Below are 18,423 nucleotides of genomic sequence, written 5' to 3' on the forward strand. Positions count from 1 at the left end.
CTCCGCCTTACTGGAGTCGGAAGCCGATGTTCTGTGGGAGCGAGAACATGTAAGCGCTCCCGACCACCATCATCACCACGCCCAGGGCGAGCAACGCGATTTTCAGCGACGGGTGGTCGAGCTTCGTCGCCACGCCCGCGAAGAAGAGGACGGAGGCGAAGAGCACGACGCAGAAGGTGAAGTTGTCGCCGTGCTGGGTGGCCTGTCGCGCCCGCTCGAACGTCGTGGCGGCCTCGTCGTTCAGCAGCCGGCTGCGCTCACGAGGCGCCGGGTAGTATTCGGGCCGCGTGAAGGGCGTGTCCGGCGGGGCGATGCCCGGCGCGAGGCCCTGCGCGCGCCACGCCTCGAAGGCGGGACGGAACTCCTCGCGGAAGCGCTGCTCGAAGAACCGCGCCCGCTTCTCGTCGCCGTCGCTCCACGCGGCGGCCCAGTTCGCGAAGGTGCTCGTGTCCACCTCGACCAGCAGCGCCATCTCGTTGGCGGCGCGGATGGCATCGGCGCGCAGCGCGTTCGCCTTGCTGTACTGGAAGGACTGCTCGCCGCTCCACCGCGTGGCCTGGTACGCGCTCCACGCGGAGCCGACGGTGGCGAGCGCGAGCAGCACGGTGGCGATCAACTCGAACGCGTACTCGCGCCGGCGCTCGCGTGCGGGGCGCAGGTGGAGGAGGGCGTCGGCGAGCTCCTTGCGAAGCTCCTGGGGAACCGGGGATGACGTGCTCATGCGTGGCCTCCAGGTCCTGTCACTGCGAGGATGTCGGCTTCGTGGTGGCCGAGGTCGCCGTCACCACGGGCCCCTTGGGGCCGGGCCGGATTTCGTAGTCGACGGAGGCCTGTCGGGACGGACAGCACAGGGGGTCCTCGTCGGCGTAGCGGCGCACCTGGCCCGTCAGGCTCTTCGCGTTCACCAGCCGCACGTCCCCGAGCGCCCCGTCGAACCGGTCCGACATGGGCTCCGGGGACAGCGTGCCCGCGAAGCGGCCGTCGACGAAGACGAACACCTGGTAGCCCATGGCGCGGCACTGGCCATCACCCTCGGCCGCGGCGGTGATGACCTCCGTCGTGTCGTAGACCTGCAGCGCGCCCAAGAGCGTCCAGCCCGCCTTCACCAGGGCCCGGTCCGACGCGGTGGTGGGCTTGCGTGTGAGCTTCGCGCAGGGGCCGGTGCGCAGGGACTGGCCATCGCCACGAGGCGCCTTGGGCAGCGGGGCCCCCGAGACGTTCCACGAGGCCAGGGGCTGGGTGTCCACCCAGGCGGAGCCGAGGGCCTGGGGCGCGTCGGGTGTCCCAGGCGACGCGGCCAGGGAGGGCGGCGCCACGAGGTACAGGACGGCGGGGACGAGCACTCGACGTCGCGACATGGGCGGGACCTCCGGATGCAAGATGGCGCTGGCGCGCGCGAAAGGGACGTGGGACGCGCGGGCGGGCAGGTGAGCGGAGGGCCGCCCGGGTCGGACGGAGGCGCGATGGAGCCCACCTCGTCGCGGGAAGGCCGCTAGGATGCCCGGCGCCGATGCGCACTCCCTCCATCGTCCTCTTCCTGACCCTCTCGTGTTTCACGGCCGCGTGCCGCGATGAACAGGCGGGCCCCAAGCCACGCACGCAGCGTCTGCCGGAGCCCGCGCGCGCCCGCATGCTGGACGCCGCGCCCTCCGACCTGACCTTCCGCGCGGGCACGACGTTCGCCGGGGGCTCGGTGGTGTATCTGGGCTCGAAGGTGACGCCCGCGAACGCCGCTCCGGGCCAGCAGGTCCAGCTCGCGCACTACTTCCAGGCGCGCACCCAGCCGCCCCAGGGCTACGGCTTCTTCGTCCACGTGGTGGACGTGGCGAGCGGCGGCATGGTCGTCAACGCGGACCACGAAATCCAGGACGGCGCCGCGCCGTTGGCCTCGTGGCCGGTGGGCAAGGTCATCGAGGATGTCCACGTCGTGCCCATGCCCAACGCGCCCGCGCGGGTGATGCTGGGGTTCTGGCGCGGCGACGAGCGCCTGGCCGTGGATGACGCCTCCGCGCAGGACGGCGCGAACCGGATGCTCGGGCCCCAGCTCGGCGGCGCCGCGCCGGAGCTCCCCGAGTACGTCGTGCGTCGGGCGCAGACGGCGCCCAAGCTGGATGGGGTGCTCGATGACGCGGTCTGGAAGACGGCGACGCCGGTGGTGCTGAAGGGCAGCTTCGACGGGCGCGCGGTGCGGCTGCGCACCGAGGCGCGCCTGGCCTACGACGACGCGTACCTGTACGTGGCCTTCGACTGCGAGGACCCGGACGTGTGGGGCACGCTGCGCAAGCGCGACGACCCCATCTACGAGCAGGAGGTGGTGGAGATCTTCCTCGACGCCAACGCGGACGGGCGCACGTACAACGAGCTGCAGGTGTCGCCGCACAACGTCCAGTTCGACGCGTACTTCCCCGCGCGTCGGCAGGGCATGGACCTGTCGTGGGACTCGGGGATGACGTCCGCCGTGAAGGTGCGGGGCACGCTGGACGACGCCTCGGACAAGGACGAGGGCTGGTCCGTGGAGATGCGCATCCCCTTCGCGAAGCTCGCGGAGGTTCCCCGGGTGCCGCCCCAGCCCGGGGACACGTGGCGCTTCAACCTCTATCGGCTGGAGCACCACGGCCGGAAGACGGTGGAAGGCCAGGCCTTCTCGCCGCTCTACGTCGGTGACTTCCACGCGCTGCCACGTTTCGGGCGGCTGACGTTCCAGTGAGGTGTCGCTCCCGCGCGCTCAGGCGTGCGGGGTGATGTCCCACTGGGCATCCGCGACGGAGCGCTCGGAGGGGTCCCCGAGGAAGCGGAGGAAGCCCTGGAGCTCGAGCGTGTCGATGAGCTCCTCGGCCTCCTGTTGGGAGTACCCCTTCAGGTCCACGAGCAGGTCGCGCATGAGCGACTTGCCGCGCAGATAGCCCACGGGTTCTCCGGGGCCGAGCTTGGACTTCAGGTCCGCCGTCAACTGCCGCAGGTCGATGTCCTCGGGAATCATCGACTCAACGATGGGAATGACGCTCACCCACGGCAAGTCGCGGCGTGGAGGGCTCCGGCTCGCGCGTCAGGTGAGGGACCAGCCGGACTTCCCGCCCATCACTCTCCACGGTGACGGCGCCGTCGATGTCCGTCCGCCAACACTCGCTGCCCAGGGCGCGGTAGCGCGCCTCGACCTCCGGATGGGGGAAGCCGAAGCGGTTGCGCCGGCCGACACAGAAGACCACGTGCCGGGGCCGCACCCGCTCCAGCAGCGCCTGGGTGGAGGACGTCCGGGAGCCGTGGTGTGGTGCCTTCATCACCGTCACCGGGCCCAGGCCTTCCGTCAGCAGCTCCTCCGCGTCGTGCTCCATGTCGCCGGGCAGGAGCACGGTGACGTCGCCATGGCGCACCCGCAGCACCACGCTGCGGTCGTTGACGCCCTCCAGCAGCTCCCGCTCCGTCGGGCCGGGTGGCCCCAGCACCTCCACCGTCGCGTCTCCCAGGCGAAGCGGTGGATGGCCCGCCTCCACCTCTTCGACACGCGCGCTCCCCGCGGCCCTCACCACCTGCCGTGACAAGGGACCTCCCTCGTCACCCGCGGGCAGCCAGAGGCGCGCGGTGGGCACGTGTCCCAAGGTCGATATCAATCCCAGCGCATGGTCCGGATGGGGATGGGACAGCACCGTCAAATCCAACGCGGAGATGCCCTGGTGGCGCAGGTAGGGCAGCACGAAGCGCGTGCCCGTGTCCGCGCCGTTGGGCGCACCGCCTCCGTCCACCAGCGCATGGTGGCCCCGCGAGCTGAGCACGATGGCGTCGCCTTGCCCCACGGCGAGGAAGGTGACGCGCAGGCCTGGCTGCGGCATCAGTCGGGGCACGAGCACGGTGGCGACGAGCGCGGCGGGCGTGAGCCACAGGCCGTGTCTCCACCGCCCCGAGCCCAGGGCCCACACCAGCAATCCCAGCGCATACGGCGCGGCCCAGACACCGAGCGACGGCACCTCCACCGAGGCCAGGGGCATGGCCGCGAACACGCGTGTCACCCACAACAGGGCCTCCGACGCCCACGCGCCCGCCCACAGCACGGGCGTGGCCACCACGGGCGAGATGACGAACAGCGCGGCGCCTCCCGCCGCCAGCCCCGTGAGCAGGCCACAGAGGGGCAGGGCGACGACATTCGACAAGAGCCCCGCCAGGCTCACCCGCCCGAAGGCCGAGGCCACCACGGGCAGCCCCGCGAGCGTGGCCGCGCCGCTCGCGCACAGCGTCTGCGCCATGGCCTCACGCGACTGATGCCACAGCCGCACCCATCTGCGCGGCTCGCGAGGGTCCGCGGGCGTCAGGGGCAGCGCCAGCCGAAGCGCGGGCACCAGCACGACCAGTCCGAAGACCGCCAGGAACGACAGCCGCAACGACAGGTCCTCCACGCTGGAGGGCGCCCACAAGCCCAGCACCAGCGCCGCGGCGGAGAGTCCGTTGAGCCCGTCCGCGCGCTTCCACCACGCCAGCCCCAGCAGCACCACCGTGGCCATCACCGCCGAGCGCACCGCCGGAGGCTGGTTCCCGGTGAACAGGACATAGGCCCAGACGAAGGGCACGGCCGCGGGGGCCGCCACCCGACGCGCATCCAACATCCGCCACCGCGCGCCCGCTCGCACCAGCAACCGCCGCAGCACCGCGAGCGTCATCAACGCGAGCGCCGCGACATGCAGGCCGCTCACGCTGAGCACGTGCGCGAGGCCCGCGCGTGAGAAGGCGTCTTCCCACTCGGCGTCCAGCTCCGCCCGGCGTCCCGCCGCCAACGTCAGGAAGAGGGCCGCCGAGTCACGCGACGGCGCCACCCGGTGCGTGTGCTCCGCGAGCCGCTCTCGGGTCCCCTCCAGCGTCCACCGCCACGTCGACGCGCGCGACAGCACCAGCACCCGCTCCGTGCTCGTGGACCCGGTGAAGGCCACGCCCTGTCGCCGCCGGACCGAGGAGAAGTCCTTCTCACCCGGGTTGGCCGCCGGTGCGTCCGGGGAGAGCCGCGTCCGCGCGCGGAGCCGCTGACCCGGCAGCAGCTCCAGGGGCGCTCCACGCAACGTCAGGTTCACCTTGAACCGGGCCGGCTCGAGCGCCGCCTCCGAGGGGCCCGCCCGGGCCACCACGAGCCTCACGCGCGTGCCGCCCTCCACGGGGTCCACCCGCTCCGCCTCGCCCTCCAGCACCGCCTCTCCACCACGCTGGAGGGACGCGGGCACCCGCACCCGGGCCTCCCAGTGCGACAGGCCGGCTCCCGCCATCCAGAGTGCCCCCAACACCGCCAGGTGAGCACCAGGCAGCCGGGCGAGCGCCAGGCCGCACAGCCCCAGCAAAACCCCGCAGACCAGAAATAGCTCCGCCGAGCCATCCGTTCCGGGTGACCAGAGAGCGCCTAGCAGCAGGCTCAACGAAGGAAAAAAGAGGGGACGCGTCCCCAGGTCGCGCCAAGCGTAACGTTCCACCCACCACCCCGACCTGCACCGTCCGTCACGCCAGCTCGCACACCGAGCGTCATCGCGTACGAAAACCGACAACGTAGTCGGACGCGTTCTGGGTGGTCAAGGCGTTATCGTTGCCCGTTGATGTGGTTTGTGGTAGTAGTGCCCGGCTTGTTGATGGAAGGCCGGTTGCGAGTCTTTCAAGGAGGCAGTTAGTGCAGACCAGCTTCAAGACTGGTGACAAGGCGGTTTATCCGGGCCAGGGCGTCGGTGAGGTGATGGGTATCGAGCACACCGAAGTGGCCGGGCAGCGCCAGTCATTCTACGTCCTGCGCATCCTGGAGAACGGGATGCGGATCATGATCCCGATCAACAAGGTCGGATCGGTCGGCCTCCGGGAGATCATCAGCGAGGAGGATGTGAAGCAGGTCTATTCCATCCTCAAGGAGAAGGACATCTCGGTCGACTCCACCACCTGGAACCGTCGGTACCGGGAGTACATGGAGAAGATCAAGACGGGCTCCGTCTTCGAGATCGCCGAGGTGCTGCGTGACCTCTACCTCCTGAAGGGCGACAAGGACCTCTCGTTCGGCGAGCGCAAGATGCTCGATACCGCGCGCTCGCTGCTCATCAAGGAGCTGTCGCTCGCGAAGGACTGCTCCGAGGAAGAGATCGAGTCGGACCTGAAGAAGATCTTCAACCTGGCCTGATCCGGGCCTCCAGCCCGACACTCCCGCCCCGGGTTCCCGCACAGGGAGCTCGGGGCTTCGTCTTTGTGCGTCATGACTGAGCCGTCATCCTCCTCTTCGTCGTCGGCGCGGGCCGAGCGGGACCTTCGCATCGCCGAGCTGGAGGCGAGGCTCGCGCGCCGGCGCGTGGGGGTCAGGCCGCTGGCCGCGGTGCTGGGCATCGTGGTGAGCCTCTCGCTGCTGGCGATGCAGCGCCGTGAGCTGGCCTATGTCTTCTCTCCGGCCGCTCCGCTCACGTTGGGGGTGGAAGGGGACTATCGGTTCGACGCGCTGGTCTCCAATCGCTATGCCCAGGTGCATGGCCTCCCGGCGGCCCGGGGGGCGTACGAGCGCGAGGGCGGGGCGACGTTCGTCCTGGTGGGCCTGCGCGAGTCGCCGTTCGTCGTGCGCAGGCTCGCGTTGCCCGGGGAGGACTGGGTGGAGGGCAGACCGCCTCCGTCGCCGGATTCGAGGCCCTTCGGCATCCGGGGCCGGCTCCTGGCGCAGGAGGACGCGCCTCGCTACGGGGACGCGCTCGCGTTGTTGAAGGGCATGGGTGCGGTTCAGCCCCACGAGGGGCGGCTGTGGCTGCTCATCGAGGGGGAGCGCCCCGGTGAGGACCGGGGGCGGGTGCTGGTGGCCCTGGCGCTGCTCGCGTTCGCGGTGTTGAACGCGGTGCTGCTGGTCAGGGGACTGACTCGGCGGTGGTCTCGAGGCGCCTGAGGCCCTCGATGGCGCTGCGGTTGCCCGAGTCGTACTTGAGGGCCTGCTGGAAGGCGGCCCGCGCGGCGCTCGGGTCGTGGGCCTTCACGTGGTCCACGCCGGAGCGGACGTACAGGATGGAGAGCTGCTTGCGCAGCTGCGGCCCCTGACGGCTCCAGCCCTTGGAGAGCTCCTGGTCGAGCTGCGCCGCGAGCGCGAGCTGGGAGATGGCGCGCGCCGTGTCGCCCTTCGCGAGCGCCTTGCGGGACTCGGCGTTGGCGGCCTCGAAGCGGACGAGCTGGGCGTGGAGCGTGGTGAGTCGGCCGCCCTTGGCCAGGTCCATCGCGCCAGTCAGGTCGTTGGCCTCGTAGAGGCGCAGGACGTCCGTCTCCGTCACGGGGCCCGTGGGCTTCGCGGGAGGCGCCTTGGTATCCGACGCCGAGGCGGTGGCTTCGGGGAAGGCCGTCACCTCCACGTCCGCGTTGGGGCTGCTCGGCCGGACGGCGCCCGAGGCGATGTCGCGGGCGCTCGGAGTCGGTGAGGCAACGGTGTTGCCCGACGACGAACCCCGGCTCGCACCGGAGGCGATGTCTCTCGCGCTCGGCGTCGGTGATGCAACCGTGCTGCCCGACGGCGAACCCCGGCTCGCTCCCGAGGCGATGTCGCGCGCGCTCATTCCGGTGGCTGCCACCGTGTTCGATGCGCTCTGGCCATCCGAGGCCTCACCGGTCCGTGAGCCACCCGAGCCCGTGTCCTGCTGCTGACCGGTGCGGCTGCCATTCCGGGCGATGTCGCGAGCGCTGAGTCCAGCAGGCGCCGAGGTGACCTTCCCCGTGCGCGGCGCGCTCGAACCTTCATCCGAGGCAGCCCGCTCGACCTTCGCTGTCCCCGCGTTCTCTCCGCCAGCACCCTCCTGGGGCGCGCGCCCCGTCACGGCGCGTGCGTTGCCCGGGTCCACGAGCAGGGGCGGCTCGGTATTCGTGTCGCCGCGCGCCGTCGCCGCTCCCGTGTTCGTCGTCGCGCCCTCGGTGGGATTCACCGCGCGATTCGAGCTCAACCCCACGGCCAGCACCGTCACCAGCGCGGCCACGGTGGAGCCCACGCCCGCGGCGACGAGCCCGACGCCCAGCGGCCCCAACCCTCGCTTGTGTGGCACTGGCGGAGGCATGGCCTGGGAGATGGCGGGCAGGCCCGCGGCGGGCGTGCCTCCCGGACCGCGCAGCCGCAGCAGCGCGTTGCCCAGGGTGATTTCGTCGCCCGACATCACCTCGACCTCGCCCGTGACGCGGACGCGGTTGAGGAAGGTGCCGTTCTGGCTGCCCAGGTCCTTCAGGAGGAACTGGTCTCCCGTGCGGATGATCTGCGCGTGCCGCCGGCTGATGGACGGGTGCTGCAGCCTCAGGTCCGACGAAGAGGACCGCCCCAGCACCAGCGAGCCCTGCTGCACGGGCACCAGCTGCCCGATTCCGGGGCCGCGCTCGACGTACAGGAAGGCCGGCGGGTGGCCGGGGTTGGAGTACTCGCGCCCCCAGTCGAACTTGGGCGACAGCTCCCGGTCTGCCTTGTCCCGACCCTTGCCCGAGCCCTGCCGGGGCGCCTTGCGCGGACCCGCCGGATACTGGGGCACGCGCTGGGGACGCGGGTCGTCGGCCTGCAGGGGCGCGACCTCGTCGTCGTCGAAGGGCAGCTCCACCTCGGGCTCCTTCGGCGCCTGCGAACCCGGCGGGCGGGGAGGGCGGGGCGGGCGCTTGGGATTCGGTGGAGCCATGAACACCATTCTCGCTGATTGAGGACCGGCTGGAAGGTTCTCAGGGCCTGGGCGTCCGAAGTTGTCCAGGTCCGATGGTTTCCCCAAGCCCTTCCGGATTCAAGACCCCGTGAATGCTGGCCTGTACAGGGACCGGGAATCTAGAGTGGCGGCCACACGCACAAAGACGGACCTCCAGGAGGAATGGCGCAAGTGACGACTCCCCCCACCATCCGGCTCTTCAACACGATGACCATGCAGAAGGAGCTCTTGCAGCCCTCTGTCCCGGGCTGCGTGGGGGTCTATGTCTGTGGGCCCACGGTCTACAGCTACATTCATATCGGGAATGCTCGCACCTTCACGTCGTTCGACGTGGTGGTCCGCTACCTCCGGTACCGGGGGCTCCAGGTTCGTTATGTCCGGAACTTCACGGACGTGGACGACAAGATCATCAAGGCCGCCCATGAGACGGGCGAGGCCCCGGTGGTGCTGGCCGCGCGCTACGTGGAGATCTTCCGAGAGGACGCCAAGGCGCTGCACATGCTGGAGCCGGACGTGGCGCCCAAGGTGAGCGACCACCTCCCGGAAATCATCGGCATCATCCAGAAGCTCGTGGACAAGGGCTTCGCCTATGCGTCCCAGGGCGACGTGTACTTCTCCGTCAGCGCCGACAAGGACTACGCGAAGCTGTCCAAGCGACACCTCGAGGACCTGTGCGTGGGTGAGCGCGTGCAGCCCGGCGACCAGAAGCGCGAGCCGCTCGACTTCGCGCTGTGGAAGGCGGCCAAGCCCGGCGAGCCCGCGTGGGAGAGCCCCTGGGGCCCGGGGCGTCCGGGCTGGCACATCGAGTGCTCCGCGATGAGCGCGAAGTACCTGGGTGAGACGTTCGACATCCACGGCGGCGCGCTGGACCTCATCTTCCCCCACCACGAGAACGAAATCGCGCAGAGCGAGTCCGCCAACGGGGTGGAGTTCGCGAAGTACTGGATGCACTGCGGCTTCCTGGACCTGGAAGGCGCGAAGATGTCCAAGTCGCTGGGCAACGTGGTGCGCCTGCGCGACGCGCTCCAGCGGGTGGACGCGGAGGCCCTGCGCTTCTTCTTCCTCTCCACGCACTACCGCCACCCGCTCAGCTTCTCCGACAAGGCCCTGGCCGACGCGGAGGCGCGCATGGAGTACTTCTACGAGACGCTGCGCAAGGTGGACGAGCGGCTCGCGGGCAAGGACTTCGGCGACGGCCCGCTGCACGGCGAGCCCCACCGCTTCCTCGCCGAGTTCGAGTGCGCCATGGACGACGACTTCAACAGCGCGGGCGGCCTGGGCGCGCTGTCGGGGCTGTTCGGCCTGATGAACGAGCTGACCGACAAGCCGCCGGTGAAGGACAAGGCGCTCGTGGGGCGCACGCTGCGCGCGCTGCGCGAGGACGTGCGCAAGGTGTCCGGCGTGCTCGGCCTGTTCGAGGACGACTCGGGCGCGTGGCTGCTGCGCCGGCGTGAGCGCGCGGTGCGCGAGCGGGGCATCGACGTGGCGGAGGTGGAGCGGCTGCTCGGTGAGCGGACGGCCGCTCGAGCGGCCAAGGACTTCGCCGCCGCGGACCGGGTGCGGACCACGCTGAAGGAGAAGGGCGTGGAAATCATGGATACGCCCGCTGGCACCTCGTGGAAGGTGGCGGCCCAGCAGGGCTGAAGGGCTGCGGTGCCCCGGGCCTTCGTGTTAGGGCTCGGGGCACCATGAAGCACCTGCTGTCACTGCTACTGGCCCTGGCCTCCGCTCCCGCGCTCGCCCAGCGCGCGCCCCTCGTCACGCCCGCCGAGAAGACGGCCGCGGGCACCATCGACCCGGACGTGCTGCGCGCGCACATCCGCTTCCTCGCGCACGACTTGCTCGAGGGACGCGGCCCCGGCACCCGGGGCGACGCGTTGGGACAGGCGTACATCGCCTCGCAGTTCGAGGCCCTGGGCCTGAAGCCCGCGGGCGCGGACGGCACGTACTTCCAACCCTTCGACCTGGTGGGTGTCACCGGCCATCCGGAGACCCTGTCCGTGCGCGCGCCCCAGGGCGGCGCGGAGCTGAAGTTCCACGAGGACTTCATCGCGGTGTCGGGCGTGCAGAGCGCCGAGGCCCGGCTGGACGGCTCCGAGCTCGTCTTCGTGGGCTACGGCATCCAGGCGCCCGAGTACGCGTGGGACGACTTCAAGGGGATGGATGTGCGCGGCAAGACGCTGCTCATCCTCAACAGCGACCCGGAGGATGACCCGCGCATCTTCGGCGGCCGCACGCGGCTGTGGTACGGCCGCTGGGATTACAAGTACGAGCAGGCGGCGAAGGTGGGCGCGGCGGGCGCCATCATCCTGCACACCACGCAGAGCGCCGGCTATCCGTGGCAGGTGGTCCAGTCGTCGTGGACGGGCGAGCAGTTCGAGCTCCCCGCCACCACCGGTCCCCGCCTCCAGGTGAAGGCGTGGACGACGGAGGACGCCACGCGCCGGGTGCTCCAGCTCGCGGGGCAGGACTTGGAGACGCTGCGCGCCGCGGCCCAGTCGCGCGACTTCCAGCCCGTGCCGCTGGGCGTGACGGTGTCCACGCGCTTCGCCAACGAGGTGCGCCGCAGGCCCACCGCGAACGTGCTGGCGCTGTTGCCCGGCGGCGACGCGAAGCTGTCCAACGAGGTGGTGCTCTACAGCGCGCACCACGACCACCTGGGCAAGAAGGAGGGCGGCAAGCCGGGCGAGGACACCATCTACAACGGCGCGCTCGACAACGCGGCGGGCGTGTCCGCGATGCTGTCGGTGGCGCGCGCGTATCGCTCGCTGCCCAAGGCCCCGCGCCGCTCCATCCTCTTCGCCGCGGTGGCCGCGGAGGAGCAGGGGTTGTTGGGCTCGCAGTACCTCGCGGAGCATCCGCCGGTGCCCGCGGGCCGCATCGCCGCCAACGTCAACATCGACGGCGCCAACATCCACGGACGCACGCGCGACATCACCGTCATCGGCCTGGGCAAGTCCAACCTGGACGCCGTCATCACGGGGCTGGCGAAGACGCAGAACCGCGTGGTGAAGGCGGACCAGCTGTCGGACCGGGGCTTCTTCTACCGCTCGGACCAGTTCAACTTCGCGCGCCAGGGCATCCCCGCCGCGTACTTCGGCAGCGGCATGGACTTCATCGGCAAGCCGGAGGGCTGGGGCCGTCAGCAGCGCGAGGCGTGGGAGGCCAAGCACTACCATCAGCCGTCCGACGAGCTGCGCGCCGACTGGGACATGTCCGGCGCGGTGGAGGACGCCCGGCTGTTCTTCCTCCTGGGAGCCCACGTGGCCCGCGTGCCGGAGCTGCCGCGCTGGAACAAGGGCGACGAGTTCGAGGCGGCCCGCCTGGCGGCCTTGAAGGCGCTCGAGTCGCCCAGGACGCCTCCGTCGGAGGGCGCCTCGAAGTAGGGCAGGGCGCGCTCCGTCCGCCGGTCGACGAGCGGGTACAAATGTGCAGTGTTTCGCTCCGCGAGGGTGTTAAACCTCGCGGATATGCCTGAGTTCCAGATCGTCAGCGAACACCAGCCCGAGGGCGACCAGCCGAGGGCCATTGGCGAGCTCACGGAGGGCGTGCAGCGGGGCGACCGCTACCAGACGCTCCTGGGCGTCACCGGTTCCGGCAAGACGTTCACGATGGCGAACATCATCGCCAACGTGCAGCGGCCCACGCTGGTCATCGCGCACAACAAGACGCTGGCCGCCCAGCTCTACGGCGAGTTCAAGTCGCTCTTCCCGAACAACGCCGTCGAGTACTTCGTCTCGTACTACGACTACTACCAGCCCGAGGCCTACGTCCCGTCGACGGACACCTTCATCGAGAAGGACTCGTCCATCAACGACAACATCGAGCGCATGCGCCACTCGGCCACGCACTCGCTGCGCACGCGCGACGACGTCGTGATTGTGGCCAGCGTCTCCTGCATCTACGGCCTGGGCACGGCGCGCAGCTACGTGGACCTGGCGGTGCGCGTGGACCAGGGCGGGGAGATGGAGCGCGACGCGTTCATGCGCCGGCTCGTCGAGTCCCAGTACGAGCGCAACGACATGGACTTCCACCGCGGCACCTTCCGCGCGCGCGGCGACACCGTGGAGGTGTTCCCCGCCTACGAGGAGGAGCGCGCCATCCGCGTGAGCTTCTTCGGCGACGAGGTGGAGCGCATCACCGAGTTCGACCCGCTGCGCGGCGTGACGCTCGGCGTGCTGGAGAAAGTCGTCATCTTCCCCGCCAGCCACTACGTCGCCGGTGAGGACTCGCGCAGGCGCGCCATCCAGACCATCCGCGACGAGCTGTCCGAGCAGCTCGGCACCTTCAAGCGCGAGGGCAAGCTGCTGGAGGCGCAGCGGCTGGAGCAGCGCACCATGTTCGACCTGGAGATGATGGAGCAGGTCGGCTACTGCAACGGCATCGAGAACTACTCGCGGCACTTCTCGGGGCGGGCCCCGGGGGAGCCGCCGCCGTGCCTCATCGACTACTTCCCGCGAAACCTCCTGGTGCTCATCGACGAGAGCCACCAGACGGTGCCTCAGATTGGCGCCATGTACCGGGGAGACCGCGCGCGCAAGGAGACGCTGGTCAACTTCGGCTTCCGCATGCCCAGCGCGCTGGACAACCGCCCGCTGAAGTTCGGTGAGTTCGAGGAGCTGGTGCCCCAGGCCGTCTTCGTCTCGGCGACGCCGTCCGAGTACGAACTGCAGAAGTCCCAGGGTGTCGTGGTGGAGCAGATCATCCGCCCCACGGGCCTGACGGACCCGGAGGTGGAGACGCGCCCCGTCGGCAACCAGGTGGACGACTTGCTCGAGGAGGTGCGCGTCCGCGTCAGCCGCAACGAGCGCGTCCTGGTGACGACGCTCACCAAGCGCATGGCCGAGGACCTCACCGAGTACTACGCGGACGTGGGCGTGCGCGTGCGCTACCTGCACTCGGACATCGACGCCATCGAGCGCACGGCCATCATCCGCGACCTGCGCAAGGGTGAGTTCGACGTGCTGGTGGGCATCAACCTCTTGCGCGAGGGCCTGGACATCCCCGAGGTGTCGCTGGTGGCCATCCTCGACGCGGACAAGGAGGGCTTCCTGCGCAGCCACGTGTCGCTCATCCAGACCATCGGCCGCGCCGCGCGCAACCTGAATGGCCGCGTCATCATGTACGCGGACTCCATCACCGACTCGATGAAGAAGGCGCTGGAGGAGACCTCCCGTCGCCGGGACATCCAACGCCAGTACAACCAGGACCACGGCATCACCCCGCGCTCCGTCAAGAGCCACATCACGGACCTGTCCGAGCACCTCTACGACGCGGAGTCCGCCGGCGCGCTGCCCATGGCGGCCGAGGGCGAGGACGACGTGCTCGAGTCCAAGGAACTCAAGCGCCTCATCGAGGAGTTCACCCAGGACATGCACCGGGCCGCCGAGTCGATGGAGTTCGAGAAGGCCGCCGAGTACCGCGACAAGGTGCAGTTGCTGAAGGACATGGACCTGGGCCTCAAGCCCGCGTCGCGCTCGCTGCTCAAGGGCCCGCTGAAGGCCAAGGAGGACGACGCGCCGAAGAAGGGTCGGGGCCGGGGTCGCTCGTCACGGGCGAAGCCGCGCCGCTAGGAGGCGCCTGTCATGGACGTGAAGCTCCAGGAGAAGCTCGACGCCCTCCCCACCGAGCCCGGCGTGTACCTGATGAAGGACCGCCGCGGGCAGATCATCTACGTGGGCAAGGCCATCAACCTGCGCAGCCGCGTGCGCTCGTACTTCACGCGCACGGGGGACACGCGCGTCTTCGTGTCGCTGCTGGACGAGCTGCTCGGCGACCTGGAGACGGTGCTCGTCCACAACGAGAAGGAGGCGCTGCTCCTCGAGAACGAGCTCATCAAGAAGCACCGCCCGCGCTTCAACGTCCTGCTCAAGGACGACAAGCAGTTCATCTCGCTGCGCCTGGACCGCACCCACGCGTATCCGCGCCTGGAGGTCGTCCGCAAGTACGAGCGCGACGGCGCGCGCTACTTCGGCCCGTACTCCAGCGCCGGCGCCATCCGAGAGACGCTGCGCATCATCAACCGCTACTTCCGGCTGCGCACCTGCACGGACCACGTGCTGGCCAACCGCAAGCGGCCCTGTCTGTTGTTCCAGATCGGCCGCTGCCCCGCCCCCTGCGTCCACCCCGTCCCCGAGGACGACTACCGTCGCAGCGTGGACGAAGTCGTGATGTTCCTGGAGGGCAAGGCGAGCGAGTTGGTGGAGGGGCTGCGGCTGCGGATGAAGCGCGCGGCGCAGGAGCTGAAGTTCGAGGAGGCCGCGCGGGTGCGCGACCAACTGCTCGCCATCGAACGAAGCCTGGAGCGTCAGAAGGTCGCCACCACGGACTTCAAGGACCAGGACGTGTTCGCCCTCTACCGGGAGGGGGACCGCATCCTGTTCTACGTCCTCTGGGTCCGGCAGGGCCGCCTCAACGGCGGACAGGCGTTTCCCTTCGGCAGCCAGGAGTTCCCCAACGAGGAGCTGCTCGCCTCGTTCGTGAACCTCTACTACGACCACGGCAGCTTCGTGCCGGAGGAGGTGCTGCTGCCGCTGGAGCCCGAGGACGGCCATGCCGGGCTGGAGGGCCTGCTGACCGAGCGGAAGGGCGAGCGCGTGCGCGTCCTGGTCCCCAAGCGAGGGGAGAAGCACGAGCTGGTCAAGATGGCGGAGAAGAACGCGGAGCAGGCCTTCATCGAGCGGAGGCGCACCAAGGACGAGACCGACCAGGTGCTCTCCCGCCTCCAGCAGCGGCTGGGGCTGCGCAACTTCCCGCGCCGCATGGAGTGCTTCGACATCTCCCACTTCCAGGGCTCCGCCATCGTCGCCTCGCAGGTGGCCGTGACGGATGGCGAGGCCGACAAGTCCCGCTACCGGAAGTACAAGATCAAGACCCTGGACAAGCAGGACGACTTCGCCAGCATGTACGAGGTCGTCACGCGCCGGCTCAAGCGCGGCCAGGAGGACGGCGACCTGCCGGACCTGCTCGTCATCGACGGTGGCAAGGGCCAGCTCGCCAGCGCGCACGCGGCCATGAAGGATCTGGGCGTGGACACGGTGGACGTGGTGGGCCTGGCCAAGAGCCGCGATTTGGAGGTCTTCGACCGGGACGCGGAGAGCGCTCGCAGCCCCGAGCGGGTGTTCGTCGTGGGGCGAAAGGACCCCATCGTCCTGGCGCAGAACTCGGCGGAGATGTTCATGCTGACGCGCATGCGGGACGAGGCGCACCGCTTCGCCATCACCTTCCAGAAACAGGTGCTGCGAAAGAGCCGGGTGCGCTCCGCGCTGGAGGACATCCCGGGGGTGGGGGAGGTGCGGCGCAAGACGCTCCTGAAGCACTTCGGCTCGCTCAAGCGCGTGGGCGAGGCGAGCATCGAGGAGCTGGCGGAAGTCGTCGGTCCGGCGGTGGCGGAGCGGGTCCATGCGGGGCTTCATGGACACCCCGACGAAGAGGCAGAGGACCCCGTCCGGGAGGCTTCCCTGGATGACGCCACCGAACCCTCCCACGAAAAAACACGGGGAGGGTCGCCACCCGGTGCGGCGTGATTAATTTCCGCTGCAGACTGCGGGGGGAAGCGCGCTGGAACCGCGACGTTCCTGGGGTTTTTAATTGCGACTGGGCTCCGCGCTGATTTATAGCGGTTGACGATTCGAGCACCTCACAAAGAGGGCGAGGGACCGACATGAGGCTGTATCCGAAGGTGATCCCGATCATTTCGCGAGAGACGATTCAACGGCTCATGCAGGATGGGGACATCGAGGTGGAGCCGATGCGCGTGGCGGACGCCGAGATGGACCTTTCGGCCATCATGCGTGAGTACCTCGCGAACGAAGAGCGTGTGAACCAGGCAACGCGCGAGGCGCTGGAGCGTCGTGGATACGACCCCTCCAAGTTCAACCAGGTCAAGCGCGAGATGGCCGACGTCCGCGGCTTCAAGATGGGCGACGAGGGCATCGAGTACGTCATCAACCAGATGATCGAGTTCCTGCTCATCAGCCGGAACGTCGAGGAGGTCTTCTCGGCGGATAACTCGCTGCGTCAGAAGATCCACGTGGTGATGAAGAAGCACCTGGACGTGGATGAGGACATCGACAAGGAGGCGCGCTCCCGCCTGAAGCACCTGCAGGAGGGAACGAGCAGCTTCGAGATCGAGTACAACAAGACGGTGGAGCAGATCCGCCGCGCTCGGGGTCTCATCTAGTCTTATTGGAGAGAGGGGACTGTCGTTCCCCGCTCCGCTGCCTACCTTGTTGCACAAGGAGGCAGCGTCGATGGCGGGACCTCTCACCACGCTTCTTTTGTCCGGAGTACTGGCCGCCGGGCCAGGCGGGTTCACGTTCGAGGGCCGGGAGGCCAGCGCGGGGACCGAGCGACCGGACGGCTTCTTCATCCAAGGCCCCTTGCCCTTCACGGACCTGGCCGAATCCGGCACGGGGAGCGCCGAGCTCACCGTGGAGGACCGGGTGGACTTGGCGCAGGCCACGTACGGCGACAAGGCGAGCTTCCAGGCGTCGTTCCGGCTGGGGAACACGGAGTACCGGGTGGAGCTCGCCCAGGCGGGTTTCCCGCCCGCCCAGGCCCGTTCCCAGGCCTCGGCTGCCTTGCCCCCGCCTCCCCGCCACACGGTGGGCGGCGGCGTGCTCCTGAACGTGCCCATCTACGGGGACAGCGGGCTGGGGTGGTCGGCCATGACCCGCTCGCACGCGGCGGTGGCCGTGTGGGGCGTGGGGAGCGTGTGGCGTGACGGCCGGCTGCTGACGGACACGGCGCTCATCCACGTGGCGGCGTTGGACGCGGGGGCCTTCGCGGACGACTCGACGCACCGGATGCTGCGTCAGGCGCGGGCGGGGGACACGGAGCTGGTGGTGCTCGCTTACAACCTGCCGACGGACGTCGAGCGTCGGGGCTTCGTCCAGTTCGTGTTCGAGGACGTGGCCATCGAGGTGGCCGGGGTTCCGGTGCGCTCGGTGGCGGTGGTGGAGAACACGGGGGGCCTGACGGTGGACCCGTCGCGGCTGACGCCGGTGCCGGCGAACGTCGCGCCCGGTCTGCCGCCCATCCTCCCGCAGCCGACGGCCACGGGGGGCAGCGGGCTGGCGACGGGGACGGCTGGCGTCACGACGACGCCCGAGTCGCCCGAGGTGATCAGCGGGACCTTCCCCACGACGGTGGTGGCGGATCCGCCGGTGAACAGCTCGGGGGCGACGTTGGGGACGCCGACGACGAGCCCGACGCTCGCGTCCGAGGGAGTGCTGACGACGGGCGCGGCGCCGGCGGGGACGGCCCCTGGGTTCTTCGGCTCGTCGGGGACGACGTCGAGTCTGGCGACCACGGGGTCGTTCTCGGTGCCGGTGCCCTCCGTGTCGGCGCCGAACTTCGATGCGTTCCTGGGGACGTCGCAAGTCAGCCCGGGCATCCTCTCCACGGCGCCGCCGCTCAACGCCGCGCCGGGCTCGCCTCCGTCGGGGTTGCTCGGAACACCCACGCCGCTCAACGCCACGCCCGCGCCGCCGCTCTTCGGGACACCCACTCCGCTGAACGCGGGGGCCGCCACGTCGCTGCCCGCGGCGCCAGCTCCGGCCAATGCGGCGCCTGCCACGACGGCGCCAGCAGGGAGCGCGGCTCCGGCGAATTGAGACGGGGTTTGGCGCCGATGTGACAGCGCGGCAACCGCGAGCGGTCATCGCTCGCGCTCCCGCTGAGAGCACGCGACGCTGGCCAGCGCATCCGCCTCGCGGGCAGGAGGATGCGAGGCTCCGGCGCATTGATGTGGGGACGCGTCGACGTGACAGGGTGGACCGCG

14 protein-coding genes are annotated in these 18,423 nt (G+C 69.8%); 9 read left to right on the plus strand and 5 right to left on the minus strand.

The window, feature by feature from the left end:
• Positions 1-7 precede the first annotated feature (7 nt).
• On the minus strand, positions 8-721 hold the full coding sequence (locus LXT21_RS18215; RefSeq protein WP_254039412.1) for a hypothetical protein: 714 nt from the start codon (positions 719-721) through the stop codon (positions 8-10).
• Between the two features lie 19 nt (positions 722-740).
• On the minus strand, positions 741-1,358 hold the full coding sequence (locus LXT21_RS18220; protein WP_254039413.1) for an LppP/LprE family lipoprotein: 618 nt from the start codon (positions 1,356-1,358) through the stop codon (positions 741-743).
• A 152-nt stretch (positions 1,359-1,510) separates the two neighbouring features.
• Here LXT21_RS18220 and LXT21_RS18225 point away from each other — a divergent pair, with 152 nt between their 5' ends.
• Entirely contained in the window at positions 1,511-2,707 is a 1,197-nt protein-coding gene (locus LXT21_RS18225; protein WP_254039414.1) for a carbohydrate-binding family 9-like protein, read from the plus strand.
• Between the two features lie 18 nt (positions 2,708-2,725).
• Here the strand turns inward: LXT21_RS18225 and LXT21_RS18230 are convergent, their stop codons facing one another.
• On the minus strand, positions 2,726-2,980 hold the full coding sequence (locus tag LXT21_RS18230; protein WP_254039660.1) for a hypothetical protein: 255 nt from the start codon (positions 2,978-2,980) through the stop codon (positions 2,726-2,728).
• A 4-nt stretch (positions 2,981-2,984) separates the two neighbouring features.
• On the minus strand, positions 2,985-5,444 hold the full coding sequence (locus LXT21_RS18235) for a DNA internalization-related competence protein ComEC/Rec2 (RefSeq protein ID WP_254039415.1): 2,460 nt from the start codon (positions 5,442-5,444) through the stop codon (positions 2,985-2,987).
• 191 nt (positions 5,445-5,635) lie between these two features.
• On the opposite strand from LXT21_RS18235, the gene LXT21_RS18240 reads away from it, so the two are divergent.
• Both LXT21_RS18240 and LXT21_RS18245 read left to right on the plus strand, forming a co-directional pair.
• Positions 5,636-6,130, plus strand: a complete 495-nt coding sequence (locus tag LXT21_RS18240; protein ID WP_013939202.1) for a CarD family transcriptional regulator — start codon at positions 5,636-5,638, stop codon at positions 6,128-6,130.
• Between the two features lie 72 nt (positions 6,131-6,202).
• Positions 6,203-6,871, plus strand: coding sequence for a hypothetical protein (locus LXT21_RS18245; protein ID WP_254039416.1), 669 nt, complete (start codon positions 6,203-6,205; stop codon positions 6,869-6,871).
• Here the strand turns inward: LXT21_RS18245 and LXT21_RS18250 are convergent.
• Entirely contained in the window at positions 6,834-8,618 is a 1,785-nt protein-coding gene (locus tag LXT21_RS18250; RefSeq protein ID WP_254039417.1) for an FHA domain-containing protein, read from the minus strand. The genes LXT21_RS18245 and LXT21_RS18250 overlap by 38 nt on opposite strands.
• 192 nt (positions 8,619-8,810) lie before the next feature.
• On the opposite strand from LXT21_RS18250, the gene cysS reads away from it, so the two are divergent.
• From cysS to LXT21_RS18280, 6 genes are all read left to right on the plus strand, one after another.
• Positions 8,811-10,283, plus strand: a complete 1,473-nt coding sequence (cysS, locus tag LXT21_RS18255) for a cysteine--tRNA ligase (RefSeq protein ID WP_407666998.1) — start codon at positions 8,811-8,813, stop codon at positions 10,281-10,283.
• 44 nt (positions 10,284-10,327) lie between these two features.
• On the plus strand, positions 10,328-12,025 hold the full coding sequence (locus tag LXT21_RS18260; protein WP_254039419.1) for a M28 family peptidase: 1,698 nt from the start codon (positions 10,328-10,330) through the stop codon (positions 12,023-12,025).
• Between the two features lie 84 nt (positions 12,026-12,109).
• Positions 12,110-14,212 carry an excinuclease ABC subunit UvrB gene (gene uvrB / locus LXT21_RS18265; RefSeq protein ID WP_254039420.1) on the plus strand — a complete coding sequence of 701 codons (2,103 nt, stop codon included), beginning with the start codon at positions 12,110-12,112 and terminating at the stop codon, positions 14,210-14,212.
• 12 nt (positions 14,213-14,224) lie between these two features.
• Positions 14,225-16,165 (plus strand): excinuclease ABC subunit UvrC, encoded by a 1,941-nt coding sequence (gene uvrC / locus LXT21_RS18270; protein WP_254039421.1) that lies wholly within the window; start codon positions 14,225-14,227, stop codon positions 16,163-16,165.
• A gap of 137 nt (positions 16,166-16,302) precedes the next feature.
• A complete protein-coding gene (locus LXT21_RS18275; protein WP_046712884.1) occupies positions 16,303-16,821 on the plus strand; it encodes a DUF507 family protein in 519 nt (172 codons plus the stop codon).
• A 70-nt stretch (positions 16,822-16,891) separates the two neighbouring features.
• A complete protein-coding gene (locus LXT21_RS18280; RefSeq protein ID WP_254039422.1) occupies positions 16,892-18,256 on the plus strand; it encodes a hypothetical protein in 1,365 nt (454 codons plus the stop codon).
• Positions 18,257-18,423 lie beyond the last annotated feature (167 nt).

It is taken from the genome of Myxococcus guangdongensis (assembly GCF_024198255.1).
Taxonomy (GTDB): Bacteria; Myxococcota; Myxococcia; order Myxococcales; family Myxococcaceae; genus Myxococcus; species Myxococcus guangdongensis.